Source organism: Chryseobacterium pennae, assembly GCF_003385515.1.
Lineage (GTDB): Bacteria > Bacteroidota > Bacteroidia > Flavobacteriales > Weeksellaceae > Chryseobacterium > Chryseobacterium pennae.
On sequence record NZ_QNVT01000013.1, the window covers coordinates 93,500 to 112,966 of the forward strand.

Here is a 19,467-nt window from a genome sequence, read left to right on the forward strand (position 1 = left end):
TGTTTTTTTTTTAGAAAAATTTGAAGTTATATTATGTAACCCCCTATGTAAAATGTTTTAGGTTTCTTCCCAAATGTATGATAAAATTTTGAAAAAATAAGAAAATGCAAGGTTCTGTTTTTATTCCAAAAGATGGAGAAGAAATATATATTTTTTTTGATTAAAATGACTTCATCAATAAAATGAGGCCTTCCAAACAGGAAAAGCCTCATCTTTATTTAAAATTAAAACTAATTATCATTCATTAATCTTCCACATATTTATTTCTTGCAGCCTTCAAACCAAAGAAAAGCATGATCAATACTGCAGCACTCAGAAAATAGAATGAAGTGTTCCATGAAATATCCCAATCATGCAATTTTCCAAATACCGGTGGTCCAAATGCTGCAATCAGATAGCCTACGGATTGTGCCATTCCGGAAATCTTCACTGCATTGATACTGCTTTTTGTTCTTGTAGAGAAAAACAGAATTGATAAGCTGAAAGACAACCCATTGGAAATCCCAATAATTACGGCATTCACATAGATCCATTGAGATTTCAGGAATACAAACATCATGGTGCTTGCAAACATCAGCGCACATATAAACAGAATCATGATTCTTTGATTCTTCATTTTACTGGCAATAATCGGGCAGCAGAATGTTATGGGAATCATAGTGATCTGAATAACAAAAAGAACCCATCCTGAGCTTTCACCAGGCATATTATAATCAGTGAGGAATGAAGGCAGCCAGGCAACCATACAGTAATAAAATAAAGACTGCAATCCCATAAAAATACTGATATTCCAGGCCTGAGAAGATTTAAACATATTAAAATCAGAAGTTCCTAAAGCTGTTTTAGGCTGGTTAGGATTTTTTTTGTTAAATATCATTTCCAGGATCAATACCAGAAATCCCAAAGCAGCGATCACCAGCCATATCCCCAGAGAACCACGCCATCCGAAACCTGTCCATTCTCCGATTCTCACACTGAATCCCGATGCTAAAGCAGCTGTAAGATTCATAGAAACCGCAAAGATTCCTGTCATCAGCCCGATCTGTTTCGGGAAATTATTCTTTACATAGCCGGGAGTCACCACATTTCCGATACAGATTCCTAAGCCGATAAATACTGAACCGATAAATAATAACCAAAGAGAACCTGAAATTCTGAGAAACAGTCCAAAACTTAAAATAATCAATGAATACATCAACAGTTTGCTGATTCCAAGCTTATTCGAAAACCGGCTTACCAAAACTGAGCAGACCGCAAACATAAAAAGTGGAATAGAGGTGAGAAGGCTTACCTGAAAATTATCCAGCTTCAGAGCATCTCTTACATCACCAAGTACCGGAGATACTGCAACAATGGGAGACCTAAGATTACTGGAAATCAATATAACCACCAATACATTTAAAATCATTAAAACATAAGAAGCGTTCTTTCTTACTTCGTTCTTCATCATATTAAAAACTTTTGTACAAAATTAGCATAGTAATTTTGTTTAATTTTGCCAAAGTTTTAACCTAAAACGACATGAATGCTAACGACAATATCAGGATAGATGAACTTAAGCAGCCTTATTTTGTATGGTTTGAAGATAACTGGGTTCATGATAACGTTCTCCATCACCATAAAAAGGGGCAATTGGTATATGTGGAAAGTGGGTTTCAGTATATCACGATTGAAGAACGTATTTATCTTCTTCCGCAGAATCACGCAGCCTGGATACCATCCAATATTATTCATAAAACCAATTCCCATTCAGAAAAGATCAAACTGATGATTATGTTTGCAGACACGGATCAGAAGAATGCTTTCTATGATGAGATCAATGTATTTTCCGTTCCTCCTGTATTGAGGGAAATGATAAAGTATGCAGAAAAATGGTCTAAGCTGATGAAAAAGGATGCTGGTGAAACCATTTTTTTAAAAGCTCTTTTTAATGAACTTCCTCATTTTGTGGAACAGTCCCTGAAGCTTCATCTTTGCCTTCCCAAAGATAAACGCTTAGAAAAAGTCATGGAACATCTTCATCATTATTACAATACTGAGATCAAAATAGAAGAGCTGGGAGAGCTGGCATTGCTTTCTTCCCGAAGCCTGGAACGTATATTCAAAAAGGAAACCGGCCTTACCCTGAGTAAATATCAGCAAATGCTCCGCATTATTAAAAGCCTTGAACTTTTGAGTTCAGGAAATTTAACAATTTCAGAAACTGCTTATGAAGTAGGATATAAAAGTGTACAGGCTTATAGCAGAAGTTTTCAGAGTGTAATGCAATCGAAACCAACAGATTTTATGAAAAATATTAACTTAGGGTTAGAAAAAGGGATTTATTCATGAATTATAATTTTTATAAATGTTAATATAAAAGTATTTACGTCCCCAAATTCTATAGATAACTCTCTTTTTATCTATTTATCATATAAATAAAAAAATATCAATTATATATTTGATTAAAGCAAAAAGGCCTCCAGAAAGGAGACCTTAAAAAAACACAAATGATGAAAAAAAATTATTTCGATTCACAAATATAAGCAAAAATTACATTATGCAACGCATTATATGTGTATTTTTTTTAAATATTATTTATTTCAATTAAAAATAGTCATTCGTTAATATATTTTACTTTTTCTTAACATTTTGAAATTTAGCCTTATCATATAAATTACTCCACCAAACACGATCCATTCTATTATTGCACTCACAATGTAAATGCTGTGAATTCCATACAGCATAGGAATAATAAGAAGGGCAGGAATATACAAGACGAGCTGCCTTAAAATACTTATCACGGTAGCCGGACGGGCATTTTCTACAGAAGGAAACCAAACCATTGCCATAAAAATAAACGGTAAAGCCGGTAAAACACTCATATAAATTCTGAAATCAGCTAGCTGGCTTGCCTGGAAAGATACATTGGGAATCATTACAGATAAAACCTCTGCCGGATAAAACATGACAAAAAGCCAGAAAGGGATCAGAATGATAAGTCCTGTGAAGGAGAAAAGCCGGTATGCCCTGATGGTTCTTTCATATTTTTCAGCGCCAAAATTCATTCCTGATACCGGCTGTAAAGCTCTCATGAGACCCCAAAGCGGAGTATTTAATAAAATATAAAATCGGTTAACTGCTGTAAAAAAGGTGACATCTGAATCTTTACCATATTTGGCAATCACATTGAAGACCACAATATTCTGAACAACAATCATCACCATCATAATAAAGCCGGGCATTCCCAGAGAAAGAGCTTCCCTGATTATAGCCTTGTCGTACTTTAAGGTCCAAAAGTGAGTGACAAAAGATGCCTTTCCGGATGCATAATACCAGACTCCCAGTACCATATAAATTATCATAGAAACATTGGTAGCCCATGCCGCACCGCTTACTCCGCCACCAAAGGAATCAATGAACAATGGTTTTAATGCTACATCTACAATCAAACCTACGGCAATCATCCAGGCTGCAGTTTTCATACGTCCTTCTGCACGGATTAGCATATTCAGTGCCAGCCCATGAATCCAAAAAAAACTGCCCAGAATGGTAGCTCTGAAATATTCTACTCCCAGGGTCAAAATTTCACCTCTTCCGCCCATCATATATACAAGATCTCTGGCGAAAATATAGCAGGGAACTGTAATTGCAACAGAAAAAATCAGTGTAAGAAAATTAACGGTTCCCATCGCTCTGTTCAGCTTATCTTTATCCCCTGCTCCAATCCAGATACTTACTGCAGATCCTACACCGGTACCTATTAATGTTCCAAATCCCTGGGCAAACTGTGCCAGAGGATAGGCTACTCCCACGGCAGCAAGAGCTGTATTGCTTATTAAATGTCCTACAAAAATTCCGTCAAGGAAATTATTCAGTCCGTACAGTACCATTGCGACCACTGCCGGCCAGGACATCTGCCACATTACTTTCTGCATATTCCCATTTAAAATTAGCTGTCTCTGTTGTTCCATTGTATATTGTAATCTGTGTGAAGAAGGGTAGTAATAAAGGAAACCGGAGCCAAAAAAAGAAAACTATTAAGATCTTAACGATCAATTAAATCTACATTACTCATTACCTACAAAAATAATTTCCGATTTATTTCTGCCGGCTTCCTATGAACACTCACTTTAACATTAATAATATTGTAAAACAAACTTACTGGTCCTAATCCTGAATCAGGGTCCTCAAAAAGGAATAAATAGTCCGCGAAAAGGAATAACTGATTGTTCAATCATAATAGGATATGCTTACTGAAGTAAAATTGATGATCTCAATGTGACTCTGCTCATAAAATAAAATGGATAGTTTGTTTTAATTTGAATAAAAAGAAGTATGAAACCAAAACAGATTAGAGGAGTTCCCGATCAGCAATCAGGTGGATTCCATGACACAGAAACCTATGTGAAATATGATCCGTCTCTGCTTCCATTAAAATATGGGATATTAAAAAAGAGATTCTTTTCTGTCAGTCAATGGAAGAGTTATTGTGGAGAAGCCTATGCAGCCTTTAAGCTCTATACTTCCAATGGCCAGCCTGTTGACCGGGATCCACAGAAAGGAGACTTTGTCAGAATCAATATTCCCGGACCGGGAGAAACAGAAGCCAAAGGATATGACTGGGTAGAAATTACTGATATTTGTTATTATGAAGATGCTCATTCGGAAAGTATTACGATGACCTGCAGACCCTCCCGCAATCCAACAGATAAAAGCAAACATATTGCTCATTTTTACAGTTCAAAAGCAACGTCTACTTTTATGATTCAGAGGGATTCTGCCTATTTAAAAGCGGCTGTATATGGAAGAAATGAATCCCCTAACTTTAATGCCAGCTTTATTGATATTGTCCGTAATCTAATGGTAGCCATAGGAGGAATGGCAGGAATCGCCAAAATTCAGTGGAGACAGCTTACTGACGGGTTATTGGATTTTGTGTAAATCTACAATACGCTTTTTGATCTAGATCATAGTTCTGCCTGTAAAGGCTCTTTAATTTCGCTGCTTATTATTAAGCTATGGCAGAACTTGAAAAAATAATCTGGATATCCATCATTTTAATGATCCTGATTTCGGTAAAAGACAAAATAAAACTTGAGCTTCCTATTGTACTGGTATTGGTAGGGCTTATATTGAGCCTTACTAAGGTCGTTCCATCTATTGATATGAGCCCGGAAATGATTTTCTATGCTGTACTTCCCCCTATATTGTTTGATGCAGCCTGGAATACATCCATCCCTGATTTCAAAAGAGAATTTCCTACAATTTCACTGATGGCTGTAGGTTTGGTGTTTCTTACCACCACCATTATTGCTGTAACTGTTCACAGTATTATTCCCGGTTTCACCTGGCCGTTATCTTTTGTACTGGGAGCTGTCATCTCGCCACCCGATGCTGTTGCAGCCACAAGCATTACAAAGAACCTTCCGCTGCCTCCGAAATTAACAACCATCCTTGAAGGAGAAAGTCTTCTAAATGATGCATCAGCGCTGATTGCCTACAAATGTGCCGTTATCGCTGTTACCAGTGGAGTATTTTCTTTCTGGAATGCAGGACTCCAGTTTGTTGGGATCAGTATTGGTGGAATATTCATTGGACTTGTGATAGGTTTTATATTCTTAAAATTACACAGGTATTTTAACAGAGACAGCAGTGCAGAAACCTTTGCTGTTATCCTGCTTCCTTTTGCTGCATACAGTTTCGCAGAGCATCTGGGATGTTCCGGTGTTTTGGCAGTCGTAGTATTGGGAATGTTTCTTTCCTGGAATTCATTTTCTTTATTCAGTGCGGGCAGCAGGATACAGATGAGTCATTTCTGGGATGTTATTATTTTTATTCTGAACGGATTGGTATTTTTAATTCTGGGAATGCAACTGCCGATAATTATTTCAAATATACCTAAAGGCGAGTTGCTTATCCTTGTTTTCTATGGTTTTCTTCTTTTTACTATTCTGGTCATCGTAAGACTGGCTGTACTTGCTTTATTTCCTGCTTTTTTCCAGCAGGCTCCTAAAAAAGGAAGTTGCTTTATGACCCAATCCAAAAAGGAGTATATTATTTTATCATGGTCCGGAATGCGTGGAGTAGTATCCCTGGCGGCGGCTTTGGCTTTACCGGTTCGGAACAGTCTGGGAATTGTTATAGAACAAAGAAATACTCTGTTATTTGTTTCATTTGTGGTAATCATTTTTACATTGGTTATTCAAGGACTTACACTTCCCAGGCTTATTCGTATGATAAAACCTTCTGCTCCCGGCAAACAGGAAGAAAAAGACCTGAACATACTTCTGTTGAAACAATCAAATATTTTTTTAAAAAGTTTGAACCGCGATAACAGTATGGTTGGGGACGCCATAAAAATTATGTCTGAAAAACTGGAAAAAGAAGAAGACCAGCTGCTTCATGCTGCCCAAACATTTTCAAATTCTACCAATACCGAATGGAAAAAAAAATATTTTCATTTAGAACTTGAACTTGCAGATTATCAAAGAAAAGAACTGATGAAAAATTATCATAAAGGTATCTTTTCTCTTGAAACCGTCCGCAAAAAAGAGTGGGAACTGGATTTCTGGACAGCAACCGTGCATCAGGAACTCAAAACGTTACAACATTATTCCGAATCAAAAGAGTAGCCTTTTTTCCTTTTTTGATCTAAATCAAAGTTTCGTGTTGACTGTTCAGTGACATTTGCACCCGAATATTTTAAACAAAATTTATGAGTATAACATTAGAAAAAGGACAGACTATTAATTTCTACCAGGCGACTGCTCCTATTATCATTTCGGTATTCGGAGTTTACCTTACGATAGGAATTGCACTGGGAGTACTTCCCGGATTTGTCCAGAACACATTAGGTTTTGACAGCATTATTGTAGGACTTGTTATTGGTCTCCAATCATTGTCAACACTTTTGACCCGCGCATATTCCGGAAAAATTACAGATACCAGAGGAGCCAAGAAAAGTAAAATGTCTGGTGTGGTATTAGCTGTTATTGCCGGGGTTGTTTATGTACTTGCAGTACTATTTCAGGCTCATCCGCTGATGGCACTTATCTTTCTGTTAGCAGCAAGAATCATTCATGGTGTTGGCGAAAGCTTTCTGGTTACCGGAGCATTAACGTGGGGAATAGGGCTGGTAGGACACTCTAATTCTGGAAAAGTGATGACCTGGAACGGTATTGCTATGTATGCAGGAATTGCAATCGGAGCTCCTGTCAGCATCTGGCTGAGCAAAGAATTCAATATGCTGCCTGCTTTTATCCTTATAGCCTTGCTTCCCCTTATAAGTTGGCTTTCTACTGCAAAACTTCCTTCTATTCCTGTAGATAAAGATCATGTGCGAACGCCTTTTTACAAGGTGATCGGTGCGATATCAGGTCAGGGCCTGAGCCTTGCTTTTTCATCAATGGCTTTTGGATGTATTGCTTCTTTTATTGCTTTATTTTTCTCACAAAAGAATTGGGGGGATGCTTCACTTGCTTTTATAATTTTTGGAATATGTTACGTTCTTACCCGAATATTATTTGCTTCATTTCCTGATAAATATGGAGGTTTTAAGATTGCTTTCATCTCTTTGATCATCGAAGTGGCAGGACAGCTGCTGATATGGACGTCTGCTTCCAAAACATTAGCTATTATCGGATGTGGGTTGACCGGGGTTGGATTTTCATTGGTCTTTCCGGCTTTGGGAGTTCTTGCCATTCAAAAAGTAAAACCACAAATGAGAGGAACAGCATTGGGAGCGTACGTTGCTTTTGTTGATCTTTCATTAGGATTAGCAGGACCAATTGCCGGACTGATTGCAGGCTGGTTTGATTATCAGGCAGTGTATCTTTTCGGGGGTATCAGCTGTATTGTATCTATGATTATTCTACTAGGTAATAAAAAATAAAAATGGAAAATTCTATCATCACTCAGGCAGAAAAAACGAAAAAAATACGTTCTGCATTTATCATTAAAAATAAACAGTATCTCACTCCACATCTTATCCGTGTGGTGTTTGAAATCAATGAAGATCAGATTGGTCTGTTAACCAATGTGCACTCTGGTTCTAATAATAAAATATTTATTCCTGTTGAAGAAGGAAGTACTCCTTTAATCAGAACATATACTAACAGAAAAATTGATCTTGAAAACCGGGAATTAACTATAGATTTTGTTGCCCATGGTGATAACGGGCCTGCATCTGCATGGGCATTACAAGCGAATCCTGGTGATTCTTTAGAAATAGGGATGAAAGAAAGTACAAGACCTTTAGTTCCCGATGCCGATTTTTATCTGCTGGCGGGAGATGCTACAGCATTGCCTGTCATTTGTGCTGTTGCTGAGCAGTTTCCTTCTTACGTATCAGCAAAAATACTATTGGAGGTGGCAGACAAAGAAGAAGAGCTTATCCTGTGTTCTGCAGCAGATGTATCAGTTGAATGGCTTCACAATCCTCATCCGGAAGAAGGAAGCAAACTTGCAGAAGCTGTGAAATCTGTTCAGTTTCCACCCGGAGTTTTGAAAGAATATGTGTATATCGCTGCAGAATACACAACGGTGCATGAACTTCGTAATTATTTTAAAACAACCCTGCAATGGGATCCTCATGGTTTATATATATGCTCATACTGGAAAGCCGGACAGTTTAGATAAAAACAGTAAGCAAAACCTTTTTATCACTACTTTTGCTTACATGCAGGAACTTTTAGCTTCATATATTAAAAATAGAATATCAGTAACGGATGAAGAATTGAATACCATTCTTTCTTATTTCAAATGTGTTCAATTAAAAAAGAATGAGACACTCCTTACCAACGGACAGCACAGCCAACGGACATTTTTTGTCGTAAACGGTTGTCTTCGTATATTTTTTATTAATGAAGAGGGGCAGGATTCCACACGATATTTTGCATTTGAAAATCAGTTTGCAACAGCATTAACCAGTTTTATTACTTCTGAGCCCTCCGACGAATTTATTCAGGCCGTGGAGGATTCAGAAGTATATTACATTAGTCATGAAAGTTTTTACCATCTCCTGGATATTATTCCGCAATGGGAAAAATTTTACAGAATATATCTGGAAACAGCTTATGTGAGTAATACAAAGAGGCTGATGTCTTTCCTTGTTCAGGATGCGCTTGAAAAGTACCGTCAGCTGCTGAATGAAAATCCTGTTGTGGTAAGGCGACTTTCTAATAAAATGGTGGCTTCCTATCTAAATATTTCACAGGAAACTTTAAGCAGATTGAAATCAAGACTTTAATTTTTATTTGATAAATCTAACATTATTACGAAGAGTTTTAAACCATTTTTTAAGGGAATAAAATTCTCAAAAAATTAGTACTGGAGCCTGTTTAAGAAAAATTTAAACCTTATATTTGCACTCATGTTAAAATGGTTCTCCATATTATGTTCAATGATGTATGTGCTGGCTACCACCAATATGGGGGAAGTAGTGAAGGTGCCTATGTTTGTAGAGCACTTTATGGAATATCATGGAAATCTTTCAGAATTTGTCATGGAACACTATGATAATCACAAAAAAGATGCTGACTGGGATCTGGATCAAAAACTTCCGTTTATCAATCCACCTATTGTACTCACCGTACATGCCCAGCTTCCTGATTATACCTTTGAGATTAAAAAACCTAAGGAAATCAGAATTCCTCAGAAAAATAGCATTTATCAGGAAAAGGACTTTTCAAACCTTTATCTTTCCAATATTTTCCAGCCTCCGCGGCATTCTTAATTGATTAAAATTTAAAAATCAATACTTTAAGATTTACTTGAAGTATTGGATTCTTATTATCTATCAATCAACTATGTAGTTTGTTATCATTCTACTTGTATTTTACATTAAAAAATACTTTTCAATATTTATTTTGAACTTAAATAAGTTGATAGTTTTATTGTTAACGTATTAAAATACAGTAAGTTGGTAAAATTCTGCAAATCATCTAATTAATCATTTTTCATGTTAAACAAAATTATTGAGTTTTCTGTAAAGAATAAACTCATCATTGCTCTGTTCACCATAGGATTAGTCCTTTTCGGAGTATATGAAACCACCAAACTTCCCATTGATGCACAGCCTGATATCACCAATAACCAGGTACAGATTATCACTACTGCACCATCCTACGGAGCTGCAGATATTGAGCGTCTTGTAACCTTTCCTATTGAGCAGGCAACGAGTAATATCAGTGGAATCACTGAACTCCGAAGTCTTTCCAGATTCGGATTGTCATTAGTAACCGTAGTTTTCGATGATGATACCGATGTATATTGGGCACGCCAGCAGGTTCAGGAACGCTTACAGCTCGTTCAGGACAATATTCCTGAGGGGATTGGTAAACCGGAGCTGGGGCCTATTTCTACAGGATTGGGAGAGATTTTCCAATATGTGGTAAGAGCCAAAAAAGGCTATGAAAATGTATATGACGAAACAGAGCTGAGAACTATTCAGGACTGGGTTGTCAGACGACAATTGCTGGGAACCAAAGGAGTAGCGGATGTAAGCAGTTTCGGAGGAAAGCTGAAACAATATGAGATTGCCATTAATCCTAATAAACTTCAGGCTTTTAATATCAATATCAATAATGTCTTTGCTGCGTTGGAAAAAAACAACCAGAATACCGGAGGAGCTTATATTGAAAAGAAAGAAAGCGTTCTTTTTATCCGAAGTGAAGGGCTTTTGGGTACCACAGAAGATATCGGAAGTATTCAGGTGGCAGAAACCAAAGATGGGATACCGGTTCATATCAAAGACGTAGCTTCTGTAAAGATCGGATATGCGACAAGGTATGGTGCCATGACTTATAATGATACCGGAGAAGTATCCGGAGCCATTGTATTGATGCTTAAAGGAGAAAATGCCAACGTTGTGATTGGCAATATTAAACAAAGACTTGAAAAAATTCAGGAATCTTTGCCTGAAGGTGTTGTAATTGAACCTTTTCTTGACCGTGCTAAAATGGTGAACAATACCATCAGTACAGTAAAAACCAATCTGATGGAGGGGGCTTTGATCGTAGTTTTCATTCTTGTTTTATTCCTTGGAAACTTCAGAGCTGGATTGTTAGTAGCTTCTGTTATTCCTTTAGCCATGTTGTTTGCCATTATTATGATGAATATCTTTGGTGTTGGAGGAAACCTGATGAGCCTCGGAGCATTAGACTTCGGTCTTATTGTGGATGGTGCAGTGATTATTGTAGAGGCCGTTCTTCATCAGCTGGCGCATAAAAAACACTTTGGTAAAGATAATATGCTGAGCAAAAAGGAAATGGATGACCAGGTTTCAGGTTCTGCTACCAAAATGGTAAATAGTGCTGTTTTCGGACAGATCATTATTCTTATTGTTTACCTTCCGATCTTTACTCTACAGGGAATTGAAGGAAAAATGTTCAAACCGATGGCACAAACTGTTGCTTTTGCGCTGATTGGGGCATTTATTCTTTCCCTTACCTACATTCCTATGATGAGTTCATTGGTATTAAGCAGAAAGAAAAAGGAAAAAGACAATATTTCAGACAGGGTAATGACTAAAGTGGAAATAGGACATCAAAAGTACCTGATGAAAGCTTTAAAGTACCGAAAAACAATTATTTTGGCTGTTGTCGTTCTTTTTGCCGGTGCTGTTTTCACCCTTTCCAGAATGGGTGGTGAATTTATTCCATCGTTGGAAGAAGGAGATTTTGCAGTTGAGATGAGAATTCTTCAGGGAAGTAATATTAATGAGACTAAAAAAGTCACTACTCAAGCTTCCGACATTCTTTTAAAACAGTTTCCTGAAGTACAGAAGATCGTTGTCAAGATCGGAAGTGCTGAGATTCCAACAGAACCAATGCCGATGGATGCAGGAGATATGATTATTGTTTTAAAACCTAAAAAAGAATGGACATCAGCTTCTTCATTTCCTGAGCTTTCTGAAAAGATGAGTAAAGCATTAAGTGTTATTCCAGGATTGACAACAAGCTTCCAGTTTCCGGTGCAAATGCGCTTTAATGAGCTGATGACCGGAGCCAGACAGGATATAGTCTGTAAAATTTATGGAGAAGATCTTGACAGTCTTACTACCTATGCTAAAAAATTGGGAAGCATCATCAATACGGTAAAAGGAGCCCAGGATCTTTATATAGAACCTGTTGAAGGAGCCCCACAGGTAGTTATAGACTACAACCGATCCGAATTATCAAGGTACAATATTTCTGTTGCTGAAATCAACAGGGTCATCAATATGGCTTTTGCAGGCCAAACTGCTGGAGCATTATATGAAGGAGAGAAAAAGTTTGACATTGTTGTCCGTATGGATAATGATTATAAAAAAGATATTGCCAGCATTCAGAATTTACTGGTTCCTACGGCTTCAGGAGAGCAGGTTCCTTTATCTCAGCTGGCAAAAGTAGAGCTTAAAAACAGTCCTAACCAGATTCAGAGAGAAGATACCAAAAGAAGAATTATTGTAGGTTTTAATGCAAGGGGCAGAGATGTTCAGAGCATTGTGGAAGAGTTGCAGCAAAAAGCAGCTAAAGGGCTGAAATTTACACCAGGCTATACCATTTCTTATGGGGGAACTTTTGAAAACTTAAACGAAGCTAAAGCAAGGTTGGGACTTGCTGTTCCTATTTCTCTGGTAATGATTTTCCTGCTGTTATTTTTTGCATTTGGTTCTGTAAAACACAGTTTATTAATCTACACTGCCATTCCGTTATCAGCAATCGGAGGGGTATACTTCCTTGCTTTAAGAGGAATGCCTTTCAGCATCAGTGCCGGAGTTGGATTCATTGCTTTATTTGGAGTGGCTGTACTTAATGGAATTGTTTTGATCTCAGAGTTTAACCGCTTAAAAAAGAACGGAATAACCAATACCAGCAGAATTGTACTGATGGGAACAAGAATCAGGCTTCGTCCGGTTCTGATGACGGCTTTTGTTGCTTCATTAGGTTTTCTTCCTATGGCGATAAGTAATGGTGCAGGAGCTGAAGTACAGAGACCTTTGGCAACCGTAGTAATAGGAGGGTTGATGCTTGCCACTTTCTTAACCTTATTTGTGCTTCCTATTCTCTACGTCTTATTTGAACATATTAATAAAGATAAAATGACATTCTCTAAAAAAATAAACTATAAAAAACTGTCTGTTTTCTTGCTGTTGATTTCTTTCGGAAGCATTCAGGCACAGGAAAATATCACTTTTGAACAGGCTTTGGAAAAGGCTTACCAACAAAACGGAATGCTTAAAAGTTCAAAATTAATTGCTGATTATCAGGAAAAATTAAAAGCCAGCTATCTTGATCTTCCCCAACTGGAAGTTACGGGAGCATTCGGACAGATCCAGGGTGAAGAAACTGATAATTCATTCGCAATTTCCCAAAGATTCAGTTTTCCAACGGTGTATTCAAAAAGGAAACAGATGCTGGATGCAGAATGGACAGCAAGTGTTATCAGTCAAAACCTTACAAAAACACAGCTTACCAAAGAAGTTACGGATGTTTTCTATAGAATATTGGTCCTTCAGGAAAAGAAAAAAGTATTGGAATACATTAGCCAACTGTATAGCAATTTTGCTGATAAAGCTGGTTTAAGATTAAAAAAAGGAGAAGCAAACATTTTAGAGGAAGCTACTGCAGAAATTCAAAAGGAACAGATGAAAGTACAGCTGAATTCTCTTGAAAATGATCTGAGTATTGCAAAATTACAGCTTCAGTTACTTCTTCAGTCTGATACTCCTTACCAACCTATTGCAGAGAGGCCAACAATGAACGCAGGACTTCAGATTTCAGAGGAAATGGTAAAACAGCATCCTGAGCTTCAGTATCTGCAACAACAGATTAAAGTAGGAGAGGCTGAAGTACAGCTTGAAAAAAGCAGATTGCTTCCTGACCTTCTTATCGGCTATACCAATCAGAGCATGAAAAACATCAATAATAACCGTTTTAATTCAGTTCAGGTGGGAGTAGGAATTCCATTGTTTACTAAAGGGCAAAGAGCATTAGCCAAAGCTGCTGAAGCCAAAATTGCCATCTCTGAAAATCAATATCAAAGAAAAGAAATTGAACTTAAAAACAGATTGGGACAACAGTTGAACAACTATATGAATCAGCAGAGAATCATTGAAAATTATGAGCAGAAACAGCTCCCCAAATCTGAAACGATCTTAAAAACCGCTCAAAAGCAGATGGATGCAGGAGAAATTGATTACCTGAACTGGGTAATCCTGGTGAATCAGGCTGTAAAGACCAAGGCAGATTACATTGATAGCCTGGAAAGACTGAATCAGATCGGAGCAGAACTCAATTTCTTAATTTCAAAATAACAGCATCATGCAATTCAAAATAATATCAATATACAGTCTGGCCCTAGTATTTGCCTTGTCAGCATGTTCAGGCAAGAAAGAAGAGGAAAAAACAGTTTATGAAAACACAAAATTTGCAAAAGGGACTGAAAATACCGTTCATCTTACCTCACAGCAAATTCAGTCAGTAGGAATTACAACTACAACCATTCAGAACAGAAATATGGAGAAACTGGTTCGCCTGAATGGAAAAGCAGAGATTGCGCCTTCTCATATCAGTTCTGTTTCAAGCATTATGGGTGGGCATATCAAATCAATCAACATAATTAATGGAAGCCACTTCACTAAAGGTCAGGTACTGGCAGTGGTGGAAGATCCGCAATTCATACAGCTTCAGCAGGATTATCTGGTAACCAAAGCGCAGCTCGAGGCAGCAAGACTGAACTTGAACCGTCAGAAGGACCTTAATACAAGTAAAGCAAGCAGCGATAAAACCATGCAAACTGCACAGGCAGATTATTCAACTTTAAATGCTACCCTAAGAGGTCTTGAAGAAAAGTTGCGAATCATCGGAATCAATGCTAAAGGGCTAAACACCGGAAATATAAGAAGCAGAATTAATGTTTATGCACCATTCAGTGGTTTTGTGAGCAAAATACTGGTGAATAACGGTCAATATATCAATCCTGCAGATACTTTATTTGAACTGATTAATCCGGCCGGATTACTTTTAGAATTAAAAGTTTTTGAAAATGACGTTAATGATATAAAAACAGGGCAGGAAATCCTGGTATATAACAATCAAAAACCTGATGTGAAGTCCAATGCCAGAATTGTAAGTGTAGTTCCAAGTATTGAAAACGGAGGTTCTGCAACGGCAGTAGCCAAATTATCATCTGCCCATTCAGAATTTGTAAAAGGGATGTACATCAATGCTGAAGTGAATATCAGCAACCGATACACTCAGGGACTTCCGAATGATGCTGTAGTTTCTTTTGAAAGCAGAAACTATGTTTTTGAAGACCTTGGAAAATCAAATTATAAGATGATTCCCGTGGTCATTGGTATTTCAGATGATCAGTTTACAGAAATTGTAAAAGCAGATTTTTTAAAAGATAAAAAGATTGTACAGAAAGGAGCTTACAGTCTTCTGATGATGTTGAAGAATAAGGCGGAATAATCGCTTTATATACATGTAAAAAAAAGGTTTTGTTTACCAATGATAAATGAAACCTTTTCTTTTGTAGAATACCAGTAAATAAGGACAAATAAAAAATGCTGTTCCCAGAAGTTGAGAACAGCATTTTTGTTTGATTTCAATAGAGATTGTTTATTTTACAGCTTTGTTCACTATTTTACAGTCAGCAGTGCTTAATTTTTGTCCGTCTTTGTAGCTGATCTTTTTTTCATCGGCATACTTAGATTGTCCGTCTTCTTCTTTATGATCTCCAATTCCTTCTGTTAAAGCATTGTCTTTCTGTAAGAAGTAAATATCTCTTTTGCTCTTTTTACCTTCAGAAGAAAATTCGTAGGTAAGTTTCAGAGTATCTCCAGATTTAAATCCTGTTACGTCTCCTTTTGAACTGTCTTTTTCACTGTTTTTATACGATAGTTTTCCGGTAATCGTTCCCAGGTTGTCGTCAATAGAAGCAAAAACACTGTCTTTTCCAGTTACTCCTACATAGCAGAACGATTTTGGCCCTAGTGTATCTATCACAGGTTCTTCTACTGCAATAGTATCAGTATTCACTTTAGGAGCAGGAGCTTCAGTTTTTTTATTACAATTGATCATTACTGCTGAAACAGCAACTATTAAAATTAATTTCTTCATATCCTTAGTTATTTAAAATCAAATTTTGAAGCGCTAAATTAGTGATACTATTTATATATTAATGAATATTTTTCTAAAGTTTAAAAATATCATTCATTTGGGCACGGAAAATGATTTATATTATTCTATTTTTAAATTTATTATTATGAAAAAGACTGTCAGAATGCTGGGATTAGGATTATTATTTTTAGGGTTGCATTCTTTGATGGGGCAAACACCTCAAAACTATATTTATACTTCATCGGGAGACCTGAAGAATATTGAAAAGATGATTGTACGAAAAGATATTGGAGGAGTGCAGATTGTCTATAACTGGAGAGCTTTAGAGACTTCAAAAGATGTTTATAATTTTTCAGGCATTGAAAAAGATTTAGAGTATTTGACTTCTTTAGATAAAAAACTGTTTATCCAGCTCCAGGACAGATTTTTTGAGCCTCAGGCAAGATATGTTCCTTATTATATTTTGAAGGAAAAGGAGTATACCGGTGGACTGGTGGCTCAATATGATAATCCGGGAGAGAATAAACCTGTTGGAAGTGGTTGGGTAACCCAGCAATGGAATCCTGCCGTTAGAGAACGATATCAAAAGCTGATAGGAGAGCTGGGGAAAAGGTTTGATGGGAAAATTCAGGGAATTAATCTTCCTGAAACCTCAATAGATATTGAAATGAAAAAAGATAAAACCGGCTTTAGCTGTGATAAATATTTTCAGGCAGAGTTGGATAATTTAAAATTTGCAAGGCAAGCATTCAAAGAATCTTATGTATTACAATATGTCAATTTTTTTCCGTGCGAATGGGAAAATGACCATCAGTATATGTCCAGATTATTTGATTTTGCCGATAAAAATAAGATAGGGTTAGGCGGGCCGGACATTGTTCCTGATAAAAAGGCTCAGATGAAAAACTCTTATCCGTTTTTTAATCAATATAAAGGAAAATTACCACTAGTCGCTATGGCAGTCCAGGAGCCCACTTTAACTTATATAAATCCAAAAACAAAAAAGCCCTTTACAAAAGAAGAATTTGTGAATTATGCACAGAATTTTCTTGGGGTTAATATTATATTCTGGAGCGTGGAATCTCCCTGGCTGCTAAATTAATGAACATTTTTTTTAACCATTAAGTAATATCTTAATGGTTTAAAATTATTGTTTAACCACAAAAGTCATAAAAGTTTTTGAACGCTTTAGTTTTTTAAGTTATCAAGCTTTGCATATTAGAAGTTTACATAAGTTTTGAAAATCTTTGATTTTCTTGTTACGTACACTTTGTCATTCGGTAGGAATCCAATCTTTATTATTTAACCACAAAAGTCATAAAAGTTTTTGAACACTTTAGTTTTTTAAGTTATCAGGCTTTGCGTATTAGAAGTTCACATAAGTTTTGAAAATCTTTGATTTTCTTGTTACATATATTTTGTCATTCCGTAGGAATCCAATCTTTATTGTTTAACCACAAAAGTCATAAAAGTTTTTGAACACTTTAGTTTTTTAAGTTATCAAGCTTTGCGTATTAGAAGTTCACATAAGTTTTGAAAATCGTTGATTTTTCATTTTCACTCTAATACTCTAATACTCTAATACTCTAATACACTCAAACTCTCAAACTCTCAAACTCCCCCTAAACCCTCTCGCCGCATAATAAGAATCTGCACCATTGTGATAATAGAAAACGGTATTGTAACGTCTGTCGCAGAAAACAGCGCCTCCAAGTTCTCTAATTGAAGCAGGTGTCTGTATCCAGCTGGATGTTTTCTGATCAAACTTTCCTAATTCCTGAAGGTGGCGGTATTGTTCTTCGGTTAAAATATCAATACCCATTTCTGAAGCTTTATCAATGGCGTTGCTTTCAGGTTTGTTGGCTTTTCTTGATTCCCATGCTGGGTAATCGTAGCAAAGACTTCTGCGTTTTGGGCTTTCCGGAGCGCAGTCGAAGAAGATATATTCGTCTGTTTTTTGGTTATAATCCACAACATCAGGTTCGCCTTCTGTTTCTTCCATTTCGTTTAAAGACCAGAGTTTTTCAGGGCTGGCTTCCAGTTTGGACTGGATGTTTTCCCATTTCAGGCTTTTGTGGCGATTCATATTTTTTTCAAAACGGGCTTTCAGTACTTTTAGAAGGGTTTCGCTTTGTTCGGGAGTTAATGATTTCTTTTTCATGTTAAATTTTGTTTTACGGTTTGTTCTTTTTGAATGAGTTGGTTTCTGTTGTTGGAACTCGCAAAGGCGCAAGAGGTTTTGGAGGCTGAGAATATTTTTAAGGCGCAAAGATTTTATCACGATAAAATTAATTTAAAAAAACTTTACTATTAAAAATTAAGTGATTATATAAAATTTTACACTCATTCTGATATCTTATTTAGTATGATTCTGTCATTCCTTTTTCATGTTAAATTTTGTTTTTACTTCTTTTGAATGAGTTGGTTTCTGTTGTTGGAACTCGCAAAGGCGCAATAGGCTTTGGAGGCTGAGAATATTTTTAAGGCGCAAGGATTTTATCTCCGATAAAATTGAATGCTACATACTTTCATCTCATATTTGGTGAAAATCTTAGATTTTCTTGCGCCTTAAAAACAGCATTCGGTTTTAATTCTTAGCGTCTTAGCGTTATTCCAACAAAATTAATGTAATTATCTGCATAAAGTTTTTAATTGTTTGTACTGCTCCGGAGATTACAAAGAAAAATCCAACATAAGCCCATTCTTTTTTACTGTTTGTTCTTTTGAATGAATTGTTTTTTGTTGTTGGAACTCGCAAAGGCGCAATAGGCTTTTGAGGCTGAGAATATTTTTAAGGCGCAAGGATTTTATCTCCGATAAAATTGAATGCTACATACTTTCATCTCATATTTGGTGAAAATCATAGATTTTCTTGCGCCTTAAAAACAGCATTAGGTTTTAATCCTTAGTGTCTTTGCGATATTCCAACAAAATCAATGTTATCTGCATAAAATTTTTAATTGTGTGTTAGTTGTTGTTGAGAGAGATTTTTCGGTTTGCAGGTCTGAAATACCATGAAATCATAACCAGAACAAACAGTAAGACAGCAGGTAAGGTTCTACTAGTGGTATCTCCCACAATAAGATGCGAAATAACTGCTCCGGACATGACGAAGAAAAATCCTGCATAAGCCCATTCTTTTAATAATAAACGTTTCGGAATGAGTATAGCAATAACGCCCAACAGTTTCCATACTCCGATGATGGTCATAAGATAAGCCGGATAGCCCAGATTGGTAAAATTGGCAAGTTCATCCTTATTTTTCATAAGCTGAACAATGGCGGTAGAAACCATGCCTAATGCCATCCAGAGTGTAAAGATCCAATAGATGATCTTTGTTCTTTTTGCTGATCGGTTTGATGTTTCCATATTGATTATG

Annotated in this window: 15 protein-coding genes; 10 read left to right on the forward strand and 5 right to left on the reverse strand. The window is 36.5% G+C overall.

The genetic code is table 11. From position 1 onward, the window contains the following. Nucleotides 1-244: 244 nt before the first annotated feature. On the reverse strand, nt 245-1,450 hold the full coding sequence (locus tag DRF65_RS14590) for a CynX/NimT family MFS transporter (protein ID WP_228438723.1): 1,206 nt from the start codon (nt 1,448-1,450) through the stop codon (nt 245-247). A gap of 71 nt (nt 1,451-1,521) precedes the next feature. Here DRF65_RS14590 and DRF65_RS14595 point away from each other — a divergent pair, with 71 nt between their 5' ends. Then, nucleotides 1,522-2,331, forward strand: coding sequence for an AraC family transcriptional regulator (locus DRF65_RS14595; protein WP_115971496.1), 810 nt, complete (start codon nt 1,522-1,524; stop codon nt 2,329-2,331). A 272-nt stretch (nt 2,332-2,603) separates the two neighbouring features. Here the strand turns inward: DRF65_RS14595 and DRF65_RS14600 are convergent, their stop codons facing one another. After that, nucleotides 2,604-3,953, reverse strand: coding sequence for an MATE family efflux transporter (locus DRF65_RS14600; protein WP_115971497.1), 1,350 nt, complete (start codon nt 3,951-3,953; stop codon nt 2,604-2,606). A gap of 364 nt (nt 3,954-4,317) precedes the next feature. On the opposite strand from DRF65_RS14600, the gene DRF65_RS14605 reads away from it, so the two are divergent. From DRF65_RS14605 to DRF65_RS14640, 8 genes are all read left to right on the forward strand, one after another. Beyond that, a complete protein-coding gene (locus tag DRF65_RS14605; protein ID WP_115971498.1) occupies nt 4,318-4,923 on the forward strand; it encodes a hypothetical protein in 606 nt (201 codons plus the stop codon). A 77-nt stretch (nt 4,924-5,000) separates the two neighbouring features. Continuing rightward, nucleotides 5,001-6,614 (forward strand): Na+/H+ antiporter, encoded by a 1,614-nt coding sequence (locus tag DRF65_RS14610; protein ID WP_115971499.1) that lies wholly within the window; start codon nt 5,001-5,003, stop codon nt 6,612-6,614. Between the two features lie 83 nt (nt 6,615-6,697). After that, a complete protein-coding gene (locus tag DRF65_RS14615) occupies nt 6,698-7,873 on the forward strand; it encodes an MFS transporter (RefSeq protein WP_115971500.1) in 1,176 nt (391 codons plus the stop codon). A 2-nt stretch (nt 7,874-7,875) separates the two neighbouring features. Next, a complete protein-coding gene (locus tag DRF65_RS14620; RefSeq protein WP_115971501.1) occupies nt 7,876-8,619 on the forward strand; it encodes a siderophore-interacting protein in 744 nt (247 codons plus the stop codon). A gap of 40 nt (nt 8,620-8,659) precedes the next feature. Then, nucleotides 8,660-9,229, forward strand: coding sequence for a Crp/Fnr family transcriptional regulator (locus DRF65_RS14625; RefSeq protein WP_115971551.1), 570 nt, complete (start codon nt 8,660-8,662; stop codon nt 9,227-9,229). A gap of 123 nt (nt 9,230-9,352) precedes the next feature. After that, on the forward strand, nt 9,353-9,715 hold the full coding sequence (locus tag DRF65_RS14630; protein WP_123947355.1) for a hypothetical protein: 363 nt from the start codon (nt 9,353-9,355) through the stop codon (nt 9,713-9,715). 225 nt (nt 9,716-9,940) lie between these two features. After that, nucleotides 9,941-14,278 (forward strand): CusA/CzcA family heavy metal efflux RND transporter, encoded by a 4,338-nt coding sequence (locus DRF65_RS14635; protein ID WP_115971503.1) that lies wholly within the window; start codon nt 9,941-9,943, stop codon nt 14,276-14,278. Nucleotides 14,279-14,285: 7 nt separating this feature from the next. Then, nucleotides 14,286-15,437, forward strand: a complete 1,152-nt coding sequence (locus DRF65_RS14640; protein WP_115971504.1) for an efflux RND transporter periplasmic adaptor subunit — start codon at nt 14,286-14,288, stop codon at nt 15,435-15,437. A gap of 150 nt (nt 15,438-15,587) precedes the next feature. Here the strand turns inward: DRF65_RS14640 and DRF65_RS14645 are convergent, their stop codons facing one another. Beyond that, nucleotides 15,588-16,088 carry a hypothetical protein gene (locus DRF65_RS14645; RefSeq protein WP_115971505.1) on the reverse strand — a complete coding sequence of 167 codons (501 nt, stop codon included), beginning with the start codon at nt 16,086-16,088 and terminating at the stop codon, nt 15,588-15,590. 145 nt (nt 16,089-16,233) lie between these two features. Between DRF65_RS14645 and DRF65_RS14650 the strand changes: the two genes are divergently transcribed. Further along, on the forward strand, nt 16,234-17,190 hold the full coding sequence (locus DRF65_RS14650) for a hypothetical protein (protein ID WP_115971552.1): 957 nt from the start codon (nt 16,234-16,236) through the stop codon (nt 17,188-17,190). 501 nt (nt 17,191-17,691) lie between these two features. On the opposite strand, the gene DRF65_RS14655 is transcribed toward DRF65_RS14650, so the two are convergent. Both DRF65_RS14655 and DRF65_RS14660 read right to left on the reverse strand, forming a co-directional pair. Then, entirely contained in the window at nt 17,692-18,249 is a 558-nt protein-coding gene (locus DRF65_RS14655; protein ID WP_115971506.1) for a DUF4256 domain-containing protein, read from the reverse strand. An 806-nt stretch (nt 18,250-19,055) separates the two neighbouring features. Continuing rightward, nucleotides 19,056-19,457: a DoxX family protein gene (locus DRF65_RS14660; RefSeq protein WP_115971507.1), complete on the reverse strand. Its 402-nt coding sequence runs from the start codon at nt 19,455-19,457 to the stop codon at nt 19,056-19,058. Nucleotides 19,458-19,467: the final 10 nt, after the last annotated feature.

Coding starts and splice junctions, on each gene's coding strand:
- DRF65_RS14605 (WP_115971498.1), top strand. CDS start 4,318: ATGAAACCAAAACAGATTAGAGGAGTTCCCGATCAGCAATCAGGTGGA.
- DRF65_RS14615 (WP_115971500.1), top strand. CDS start 6,698: ATGAGTATAACATTAGAAAAAGGACAGACTATTAATTTCTACCAGGCG.
- DRF65_RS14640 (WP_115971504.1), top strand. CDS start 14,286: ATGCAATTCAAAATAATATCAATATACAGTCTGGCCCTAGTATTTGCC.
- DRF65_RS14600 (WP_115971497.1), bottom strand. CDS start 3,953: ATGGAACAACAGAGACAGCTAATTTTAAATGGGAATATGCAGAAAGTA.
- DRF65_RS14645 (WP_115971505.1), bottom strand. CDS start 16,088: ATGAAGAAATTAATTTTAATAGTTGCTGTTTCAGCAGTAATGATCAAT.
- DRF65_RS14595 (WP_115971496.1), top strand. CDS start 1,522: ATGAATGCTAACGACAATATCAGGATAGATGAACTTAAGCAGCCTTAT.
- DRF65_RS14635 (WP_115971503.1), top strand. CDS start 9,941: ATGTTAAACAAAATTATTGAGTTTTCTGTAAAGAATAAACTCATCATT.
- DRF65_RS14590 (WP_228438723.1), bottom strand. CDS start 1,450: ATGATGAAGAACGAAGTAAGAAAGAACGCTTCTTATGTTTTAATGATT.
- DRF65_RS14650 (WP_115971552.1), top strand. CDS start 16,234: ATGAAAAAGACTGTCAGAATGCTGGGATTAGGATTATTATTTTTAGGG.
- DRF65_RS14625 (WP_115971551.1), top strand. CDS start 8,660: ATGCAGGAACTTTTAGCTTCATATATTAAAAATAGAATATCAGTAACG.
- DRF65_RS14655 (WP_115971506.1), bottom strand. CDS start 18,249: ATGAAAAAGAAATCATTAACTCCCGAACAAAGCGAAACCCTTCTAAAA.
- DRF65_RS14630 (WP_123947355.1), top strand. CDS start 9,353: ATGTTAAAATGGTTCTCCATATTATGTTCAATGATGTATGTGCTGGCT.
- DRF65_RS14620 (WP_115971501.1), top strand. CDS start 7,876: ATGGAAAATTCTATCATCACTCAGGCAGAAAAAACGAAAAAAATACGT.
- DRF65_RS14610 (WP_115971499.1), top strand. CDS start 5,001: ATGGCAGAACTTGAAAAAATAATCTGGATATCCATCATTTTAATGATC.
- DRF65_RS14660 (WP_115971507.1), bottom strand. CDS start 19,457: ATGGAAACATCAAACCGATCAGCAAAAAGAACAAAGATCATCTATTGG.